Here is a 9,230-nt window from a genome sequence, read left to right as displayed (position 1 = left end):
CGAGAAGCGCGGCGGCCGTCCGGCCACCGTCCAGCCGGTCCTGCTCGGCATCACCAAGGCGTCGCTCCAGACCAAGAGCTTCGTCTCGGCGGCCTCGTTCCAGGAGACCACGCGCGTCCTCACCGACGCCGCGGTCAACGGCAAGATCGACACCCTGGAAGGCCTCAAGGAGAACGTCATCGTCGGCCGGCTCATCCCGGCGGGCACGGGCTCCTACCTGCGTGGCCTGCAACGGGTCGCCCACGAGCGCGACGAGGCCCTGGCGGCCTCGCGTGAATCGGCGGTCGAGCCCCTGCCGGCCGAGGTGGCCGCGGAGATCGAGGGCTAAGGCTCTCGATCAGACCGAACTGAATGGGCCCCGGACGGCGACGTCCGGGGCCTTTTTCCATCCGGCTAGTCCTCTTCGGCGCCGGTACGGGGCCGCGAGCCCTGGACGTAGATGACGCTGTCGTCCATCGCGCCCATGCCGAAGTTGGAGCCAGGCGTGCTGGACGGGCGCGCCAGCCCGCCGCCGACGGGGGTCGGCGCACGCTGGGCCTCATAGGCGGCGATGCGTGCCGCGCCCTGGGCCGCGAAGTCCTGCGCGGGGGCGCCGCGTCGTCGTGGTGGCCCTGGGGGCGGGGCGGCGGCGTCCATGAACAGCTGCCGACAGGCAGCCCAGTCCGCGTCGCTGACCGGTCCGTCCGCCGGCAAGCCGCAGCGCTCCCGCCAGGAGCGCGGGATGACCCGGCCCGGCCGCGACGGGGCGAGCGGCGCCGTCTCGACCAGCAGCGGAGAGACCAGAGCAGGCGCATCGCTCGATTCGGCCTGTCGGACCGCCACGGGCGGGGCTGGGGAGGGGCGCCCGGCCGCGCCCTCAGCCGTCATCGGCGGCGCGCGCGCCGGCCGCGCTCGCGGCGTGATGTCGACGAAGATCGGCGGGATCGGTCGGCCGTCGATCTGGGTCCGTCCGGTTCGCGCCGTCGGGACGACCAAGGTCAGGACCACGAGATGGCAGATGGCCACGACCGCCAGCCCGGCGAGCCATCGGCGCGCCTCGGGCCGTGCGACGAGCGCCTTCAGGTCCCTGACCCCCGGCATGGCTGTCTCCCCTGTCGTCGGCAGGACAGCGTTCGATCAGGGCGCCGGCATGGCGTGCTTGCGCCGCAAGCATGGCCGGGCCATGTGGGAGGCGGTGGAGGACCTCAGGAGACGACAATGCCCTTGCTGCTTTGCCCGAACGACAACGCCTCCATGCAGACCGTCAGCCGTAACGGGGTCGAGTTCGACATGTGCCCAACGTGCCGGGGCGTCTGGCTCGACCGCGGCGAACTCGAGAAACTGATGCAGGCCAGCCGCGACGACGCCGGGCCTGGTCCGGGCCCGGCCGCCTATCCGCAGTCCGCGCCGCCGCCTCGCCAGGCCCCTCCGCAGCAGTACGGTTACGGCGAGCGTGGTGAGCACGGAGAACGGGGCGAATACGGCGAACGCGGTCACTATGACCAGCACGGCCGCCCCCGCCGCAAGCGAGGCTTCGACCTGTTCGATATTTTCGACTAGGTTCGCGCCCGAACCGGGCGTCGTCCGACTCAGCCATCCCCTGTTAGATTTCGCGCGTGTCGTCCGCCCAGCCCATTGATCCGTCGCTGCCGCCGCAGGCGCTCATGCCTCCTCAGGAGGCGTGGGAGGCTGGCGTGGAGAACCACGTCGCCTTCTGGGCGGGCGTGATCTGCAATGGGCCGGGACTGGAGGCGCATCACCAGATCCTTCTGGAGTGGTGTGATCCCGAGCGCGCCGTCGAGCAGGACCTGGCCATGCTTGTCCCGGAGGGCGAGGGGGTCGTGCGCGCGCTCGACCTGGGATCGGGCCCGGCGGCCAGCATGGGGTGGAAGATCGACGGCCGGTCTGTCGAGGTGACCGCGGTCGATCCGTTTGCGCTCTATCTCAACGACGTCTTCGAATTCAGGGGGCTGAAGGGGCCGCCTGTCCGATCGATGCAGACGAGCCTCAGGAGCCTGGCCGACTTCAACCAGGGGCTGTTGTTCGACATCGCCTATCTGAATTGCTCCCTCAGCACCTTTGCGGATCCGGTCCAGACGGTTCGTGATCTGCTCGCGCAGCTCAAGCCGGGAGGGGCGATCCTGATCCGTTCGCCGATAAACGGGGCGGCGGCGGCGAGCTACTTCGCGCTGCACCTGTGGAACCTGGAACCGTCCGACGACGGCGACATCAGCATCTGGCGCCCAGATCGCCGGCATAGCCTGCGCGACGCCGTGAACGGCCTGGGCTTCATCGAGGCTCAGGTCCTGCCGCAGTTCCTCAACATCGTCATTCGTCGCACGGATGGGGAAGCGCCCGTGAGGGACGAGCCCACCATCCAGCAATTGTCCGAAGCGGTGGACGCTGAGGTGAAGGCCGGGCGCCTGGCCGATGCGATGCGGATGGCCGAGCAACTGCGCCGGCGGTCGACCGGAGCCTCGCTCGTGGTGGCCTTGACGCAGTCGGCCGCCGCCGCCCGCCAGGCGCATCGCCTCGACGAGGTTCAGGCGCACCTCATGGAAGCCAAGCGGGTCGCCTCCACTCTCCGGTCCTGTCCGGCCTCGGTCCTGGCCCAACTGGCTTACGCTCTGGAGCGCGAGGGGCTTGCCGATGCGGCTCAGGCCGTCAGCGATCGGATCCAGCCTCGCGGCGCACGTCTGGAGATCAGCCGCGCCATCGCCGAGCGCCGCGCCTGGGGCGAGCAGACGCGGAGGCGTTTCGCTGCCCTTCATGCCCCGATCGTGCCCCTCGGTCAGGAATGCATTCCATTCGACGTCGCGATGCGGTGGGGCCTGGCTGATCGGGTCGTCGACGGTCCCTTCACCGCCGGCGTCTTCTACGGCGACGGTCCCGCGAAGCTGATAGCCAATGGGTTCTCCGACCTCTTCGATCCGGCGGCGCACAAGATCGCACGTACGCCGTCCGGCGTGGAGGCCCTAACCTTGCCGGCCTACGGGGCCTTCCTGAACCACCAATTGGGTCCGTACTGGCTTGAGAACGACAAATCCCGGCTGATCGATCTTTACAGGGAGCGGGTGACGGCGTTCGCCCAGGCCGTCGCCTCGCCGAGCGTCTTGTTCGTACTCGACCAGCGATATCCGGCCGACCTGGACCTGTGGGCCGGAACGCTGGAGGACATCGTGGGGCAGGGCGCTTTCCGGCTCCTGGTGGTCCGGTTCGCGGATATTGAGGGCCCCGCGCCGACCGACCCCCGGATTGATGTCGCCGTCGTCCCCAAGCCGAGTGCGGATTACGTGTGGTTTGACGCTGCGACCTACAGTACGCCCGCCGGCCTGATGTTCGAGCGCGGCATCGTCGGGGCCATGGCGTCCAGCCTCGCCAGGCTCTCGAGCTAGGTCAGGGGATCACCTCACAAAGGACCTGGAGCGTGTGGTCCTCCCACTTGAACTCGTCGATCACGCGGAACCGGCAGAGTTCCAGCAGCTTGCGGAAGGCGTGGTCGGTATAGAGGTACCAATAGGGCCAGCAGGTCAGTTCGCCGTTCTCGATCCACGGCATGCCCGGGTTGGGCCGGTCCAGGGGAGGGGCCGTCTGGTCGATCGTCCAGCCGAACTTGTCCTGATAGTGCCGATTCAGGACCCGCCGATCCTGATCTGTCAGCGCCGGCAGGAACAGGACGCCCGCGTCCGGCAGTCGCAGGATTCCCTCGGCGTTGCTGATGACTCCGGGGAAGGTCACCGTGTTGGTGATGAGGTGTCTTTGAGCCACCCGCCGGAGGTTCCAAAGCGCATCCGCCGGCGACGGGAGGTGGTAGAAAATCCCGGTCGTGTGAACGACGTCGAACTGGCCTAGCCGCGACAGCGCGGCAGCGTCGCGGATGTCGATCCGGTCGAACTCCTCGACGGAGTCCACGCCACGAGACCGAAGCATCTGTCGGAAGCCTTCCCATTCGAAGTAGTCAATGGGACGAATGTCGGCTTGCGCGACCCGGGTTGCGCCGGCCAGGGCGGCGGTAGAAGTCCGTTCGTTGCCGGCTCCGACACCGATACCGCCGATGTCGACGAAACTCCGACCGGGCGTGCAATCGATGATCCACTCGTCGATGCGGTCGCGAGGCGTCGGCGTGTGAGCCATGAGATTGAACTTCCTTGGATTGACGCCGCCAGGTCTTGAAGCGCCTGCGCGCAGCCGTCAACGATGGGGCGTTCACGCCGATGCGTTTGGGTCCTATAGCGTGGGACCAGTTCAGAGTCGGACCTCCCGTGCAAGCAGACCGCAATCTCATTTTCGATCTCGGCCTGCATCGCGGAGAGGACAGCGATTACTATCTGCGCAAGGGCTTCCGGGTCGTCGCGCTCGAGGCCAATCCTGAACTGGTGCGTAGCGCCGCGTCGCGATTTAGGTCGGAGACGCGCGCCGGCCGGTTCACCGCGGTCCAGAAAGCCCTGTGGAAGACGTCGGGCGACATCGTCACCTTTCACGTCAATCCGGAAAAGGACGACTGGAGCAGCGTTCTGGAAAGCTGGGCGGGCAAGGGCGGCCACGCGCTTACGACCATCCAGGTCGAAACCCTGACCCTGTCGGACCTCTTCGATGCGCACGGCGTGCCCTACTATGTGAAATGCGACATCGAGGGGGCCGACGATGTCTTCGTGGACCAGCTAGTGGCGGACGAGCGGATGCCTGACTTCGTATCGGTCGAGGCGGCCAGCCTCGACCTCGTCAGCAAGCTCGCGGCGAAGGGCTATGACGCCTTTCAACTCGTCAATCAGGCGACCCTCTGGGCCGTGCCCGCGATGCGTCCGCCGCGCGAGGGCGATGTGGTCGAAGTCACCTTCAATGGCCACATGAGCGGACCGTTCGGCCTGGAGTTGCCCGAGCGGCGGTGGAAGGATCGGACGACCATCTCGGAGCTGTTTGAATCCTTCATTCGCCTGAACCAGTACGATGACCTTCTGGGCTTCGGCTGGGTGGACTTTCACGCCACCACGCGCGAGGCGCTCTCGAAGCGAAAGGCCGAGACGGCGTCGCTGGCCTGAGCGCCGCGGGACCCATCAGGTTTCGAATGTCGGAAAATCGCGCAACTTCCGCCACCAAGGGCCGCGCCGGAAATCAGGTGAACGGCGTTCCGATGTCGCATTGACGTGGCGCCGTCCTTGCTGCCTAAACGGCTTGCTGGATTGCGCCGTGTCAGAGTCGGACGGGGCGGCCTGCGTACGGGGGGAACGGGTGCTGACGGGGCGGAGATGGCCGGGCGGGTGATGGCCGCGCGCGAGGCCGGCGTGGCGCTCGAGCGCGCAATCATGATCTGTGGCGCGGGCCATTCGGGCTCGACCCTGCTCGGCATGCTGCTGGGCCGGGCGCAGGGCGCCTTTTACGTCGGGGAGGGCGCCAAGGCGCGTTACCTGGGCGACATGAGCAAGCCGCTGCGCAAGCGGGCCTGCAAGGTGTGCGGGGACGACTGTCCGGTCTGGTCGGGCCTGACCTGGAACGGTCAGACGCCGCTCTATCCGCTCGTGGCCTCCCACACCGGCGCGCCGACCATCGTGGATTCGACGAAACGGCCGGACTGGATCGTCCAGCGCGCCGCAGAAACGCGCGCCGCGGGCGCGACGCCGCACCTCATCCTTCTGCTGCGGGACGGGCGCGCGGTGGTCAACTCGCGCATCCGAAAGTACCCCGAGCGGCCCGTGGTGGAGCTGGTCGAGGGCTGGCTGACCCAGGTCGCGGCCTGCCAGGAGCTGTTCGACGCCTTCGAGGGCCCCAAGCGGGTCGTCCACTACGAAGAGCTGGCGTCGGAGCCCGAGCGGGTCATGCGCGGCCTTTGCGAGTTCGGCGCCCTCGTCTACGCGCGGGACATGCTGGATATCGCCGGCGGGGAGCATCACCCGCTGGGCGGCAACAACGGCACGCAGTTCCTGGCCACGCGTCACCAGGGCCAGGGCTCGCTGGTCCAGCCCGGCGAGCGGGGCCGCATCTATTACGAGCAGCACGCCGGCCGAATTCGGCCGGACATGCGCTGGAAGACCGAGCTGTCGGCCCAGAACGCCGCGCTGTTTGATCAGATGGCCGGCGCGGCGAACCGCGCCTGCGAGTGGGGGGAGTAGTCGGGTGAAGATCGACCTGGTCTACCGGCAAATCGATGAGCGCACGCGCGACATCGGCCTGGAACTGGCGCTTGAGAACGTGCGGCCCGATCGGGTGCACATCATCGACGACGTGCGCCCCTTCACGGAATGCGTGCAGCAGATGCTGCAGATCAAGCACGACTGCGACTACGTGCTCTATCTCGACGCCGACTGCCTGATCCTCGAGGATATGCGCGAGTTCATCGAGGGCTGCGACGCGGCCTATATCGACGCCTACGTCACCGACCTGTTTCGCGGCCGGATCCATTGTGGCGCGCACATCACCCGGATCGACCTGGTCCGGCGCATGGCCTCGATCGAGCCGCCGGTCGACGATATGAAGTACGTGCTGCGCCCGGAATCGCGCCTGCGCAACCTGGCCATGAAGCCGCTCAGGATGAGCAAGCAGTTCCGCAACTTCGACATCCTGCACGACCATTTCCAGTACTATCGGCACGTCTTCGCCAAGTACGCCCTGCGTGAGCTGCGCAGCCGGACCGAAATCCAGGGCCGCCGGCTGTCGATGAGCATGAAGGGCTGGCCCAAGCCCAACTGCCAGGTCACCGATTTCTCGGTCGCGCGGCTCGCGGTCGACTATGCACGCGCCATGGTGCCCGAGACGGCGACCAGCCAGGAAGTCCAGAGCTTCATCGAGGCCTTGCCCGAACATGCCGAGCGCGAGCTCGACCGCATGGGCATCGAGGAGAAGCCGCCCTTCACCCGCGCCGACCTCGATGAATGGCTGGACCAGAACTCGGGCCGTCGGGTCTATGGGGCGACGGAGAAGAACAAGCCCAAGGTGTTCGGCCTGGGCCTGTCGCGCACGGGCACCCGGTCGCTCACCAAGGCCCTGAAGGTCTTGGGCTACGACTGCGCCCACTATCCAATCGACGAGGACACCTACACCGAGCTGACCAACGGCCAGTACGACCTGACGGTGCTGAAGTACTACGACGGCCTGACCGACATCACGGTGGCTCCGTTCTTCGAGATGTTCGATCAGCAGTACCCCGGCAGCAAGTTCATCCTGACCGTGCGGGACCGCGAGAGCTGGCTGCGCTCCTGCCAGAACCACTGGTTCAACCGTCCGGCCTTCAAGGAGGCGGAGGATCCCGACGAGGAGACGCACTATCTGATGCGTCAGTTCCTCCGCTCGGCGGTCTTCGGCTGCTACAACTTCGTGCCGGAACGGTTCGCCTGGGTCTATGATCAGTACGTCAAACGCGTCCTGGAGTATTTCAAGGACCGTCCCGAGGACCTGCTGGTCATCAATGTCTGCGAGGGAGAGGGCTACGAAAAGCTCGCGCCCTTCCTCAACCGGCCCATGCCGACGCAGCCGTTCCCGCACAAGGGCAACGTCCTGTCACAGCGCATCGCCCAGGAGCGCGCCAAGATCCGCGCCAGGCTCGAGGTCGTTGGCTAGGGCGCCAGTCCGGCGAGCCGCGCCATGACCGATGCGGCGCAAGACCACGACCATGTGCCCGCGCCCGGCCTGCGCGACATCTGGCGCTACGCCCGCCAGGTCCTGGGACTGGTCTGGCGCACCTGCCCGCGGCTGGCGGTCCAGATCGGGCTGGTCTCGCTGTTCATCGCCGTCTCGCCCGCGCTGATCGCCTATGTCGGCAAGCTGCTGATCGACAGCGTTCTGGCCGCGATCGGCGGTGATCTGGCCCAGCGCGACCTGGCGCTGGTCTGGGTTTCCGTCGAAACCGGCCTGCTGGGCCTGAGCATCGCCGCCCGGCGCGTCCAGGTGTTCCAGAAGAAGGTGCTGCAGGCCGAGCTCACCTATGCGGTGACGCGCCGGATTCAGGCCAAGACCGTTCGCATGGACCTGGCGGTCATCGAACAGCCCCTGGTCCAGCAACGCATCGCTCTGGCGCGCCAGCACGCCGCCTCGCGTCCCTTCGGCCTGGTCAACCGGGTCTTCGACGGCGCCCAGTACACGGTGACGCTGCTCACCTTCGCCGCGGTGCTGTGGACCTTCTCGCCCTGGGCCGTGCTGCTGATCCTGGCCGGCGGCATGCCGCTGTTCGTCGCGGAGCTGCGCTTCTCCCACGAGTCCTTCCGCTTCTACACCGGCCGCACGCCCGAGATGCGCCAACGCGCCTATCTGGAGGGCCTGCTGACGAGCGACAGCGCGGCGGCCGAGCGCATCCACTCGGGCGCCGACGTACAGATCAACGCTCGCCACGCCGACATGTACGCCCGCCTGTTCGAGCGCGACATGAGCCTGCAGGGCCGGCGCACCGTCAGCAGTTCGCTGCTGATCCTGCTGGGCTCGGCCTTCTTTCTCGCCGGCAAGGTCTGGCTGGTCTGGGTCACCGTCTTGGGGGGCATCACCCTGGGGGCCATGACCATGTACATCGCCCTGCTCAAACAGGGTCAGAACACGGTCAACTCGCTCCTGACCATCATGACCGGGGGCTACGAGGACCTGCTTTACCTCTCGAACCTGGACGCCTTGGAGAACGAGCCGGAGGGCCCGCCCCGCGGGACCGCGACCGAAGGGCCCCGCCCCGGCGAAGGCTATCGCCTGGAGAACGTCGGCTATCAGTACCCCGGCGTGTCCAGGCCGGCGCTGGAAGGGGTGACCCTCGACATTCCGCCGGGCGTCCAGCTGGGCGTGGTCGGCGTCAACGGCTCGGGCAAGACGACGCTGGTGAAGCTGCTCACCGGCCTCTACCGGCCGACGACAGGCCGGATCACGCTCGACGGCCTGCCGCTGGAGGACTGGGAGCCGGGAACGCTGTTCGCGCGCACGGCGGTGCTGTTCCAGCCCTTCCAGCGCTACCAGCTGACCGCGGGCGAGAACATCGCCATGGGCGAGGGCCTGCGCGTGTCCGACCGCGACCGCCTGGAAGAGGCGGCCAGGGCGGGGCTGGCCGACCCGGTGCTCCAGGAACTGCCCGAGGGCCTGGACGCCAAGCTGTCTCGCCAGCAGCTCGGCGGCCGTGAGCTGTCCGGCGGCCAGTGGCAGCGGCTGGCGCTGGCCCGGGCCATGCTGCGCACCGGCGCCGACACCCTCATCCTCGATGAGCCCACAGCCGCGCTCGATTCAGCCGCCGAGGAGATGCTGCTCGAGACGACGCGCGTCGAACACCGAACTCTGGTGCTCATCAGCCA

9 protein-coding genes are annotated in these 9,230 nt (G+C 67.6%); 7 read left to right on the top strand and 2 right to left on the bottom strand.

Going from position 1 to position 9,230, the window contains the following annotated elements; all coding sequences use genetic code 11:
* Positions 1-328 (top strand): hypothetical protein (locus Q0M60_RS03890; RefSeq protein WP_296816159.1); only part of this gene is annotated, 328 nt, incomplete at its 5' end.
* A 65-nt stretch (positions 329-393) separates the two neighbouring features.
* On the opposite strand, the gene Q0M60_RS03885 is transcribed toward Q0M60_RS03890, so the two are convergent.
* Positions 394-1,080, bottom strand: coding sequence for a hypothetical protein (locus tag Q0M60_RS03885; RefSeq protein WP_296816156.1), 687 nt, complete (start codon positions 1,078-1,080; stop codon positions 394-396).
* A gap of 117 nt (positions 1,081-1,197) precedes the next feature.
* On the opposite strand from Q0M60_RS03885, the gene Q0M60_RS03880 reads away from it, so the two are divergent.
* Together Q0M60_RS03880 and Q0M60_RS03875 are read left to right on the top strand one after the other, a co-directional pair.
* On the top strand, positions 1,198-1,539 hold the full coding sequence (locus tag Q0M60_RS03880; RefSeq protein ID WP_296816153.1) for a zf-TFIIB domain-containing protein: 342 nt from the start codon (positions 1,198-1,200) through the stop codon (positions 1,537-1,539).
* A 56-nt stretch (positions 1,540-1,595) separates the two neighbouring features.
* Positions 1,596-3,374 (top strand): methyltransferase domain-containing protein, encoded by a 1,779-nt coding sequence (locus Q0M60_RS03875; protein WP_296816151.1) that lies wholly within the window; start codon positions 1,596-1,598, stop codon positions 3,372-3,374.
* Between the two features lies 1 nt (position 3,375).
* Here Q0M60_RS03875 and Q0M60_RS03870 read toward each other — a convergent pair whose 3' ends face one another.
* A complete protein-coding gene (locus Q0M60_RS03870; RefSeq protein ID WP_296816149.1) occupies positions 3,376-4,113 on the bottom strand; it encodes a hypothetical protein in 738 nt (245 codons plus the stop codon).
* Positions 4,114-4,241: 128 nt separating this feature from the next.
* On the opposite strand from Q0M60_RS03870, the gene Q0M60_RS03865 reads away from it, so the two are divergent.
* From Q0M60_RS03865 to Q0M60_RS03850, 4 genes are all read left to right on the top strand, one after another.
* Complete coding sequence (locus tag Q0M60_RS03865) at positions 4,242-5,018, top strand: FkbM family methyltransferase (RefSeq protein ID WP_296816146.1); 777 nt, start codon at positions 4,242-4,244, stop codon at positions 5,016-5,018.
* A 207-nt stretch (positions 5,019-5,225) separates the two neighbouring features.
* Complete coding sequence (locus Q0M60_RS03860; RefSeq protein ID WP_296816143.1) at positions 5,226-6,086, top strand: hypothetical protein; 861 nt, start codon at positions 5,226-5,228, stop codon at positions 6,084-6,086.
* Between the two features lie 4 nt (positions 6,087-6,090).
* Entirely contained in the window at positions 6,091-7,530 is a 1,440-nt protein-coding gene (locus Q0M60_RS03855) for a sulfotransferase family protein (protein ID WP_296816141.1), read from the top strand.
* 24 nt (positions 7,531-7,554) lie between these two features.
* Positions 7,555-9,230 (top strand): ABC transporter ATP-binding protein (locus Q0M60_RS03850; RefSeq protein ID WP_296816138.1); only part of this gene is annotated, 1,676 nt, incomplete at its 3' end.

The sequence above is a fragment of the Brevundimonas sp. genome (assembly GCF_024711105.1).
Taxonomy (GTDB): domain Bacteria; phylum Pseudomonadota; class Alphaproteobacteria; order Caulobacterales; family Caulobacteraceae; genus Brevundimonas.
This window is presented reverse-complemented; position numbering and strand designations above follow the sequence as displayed.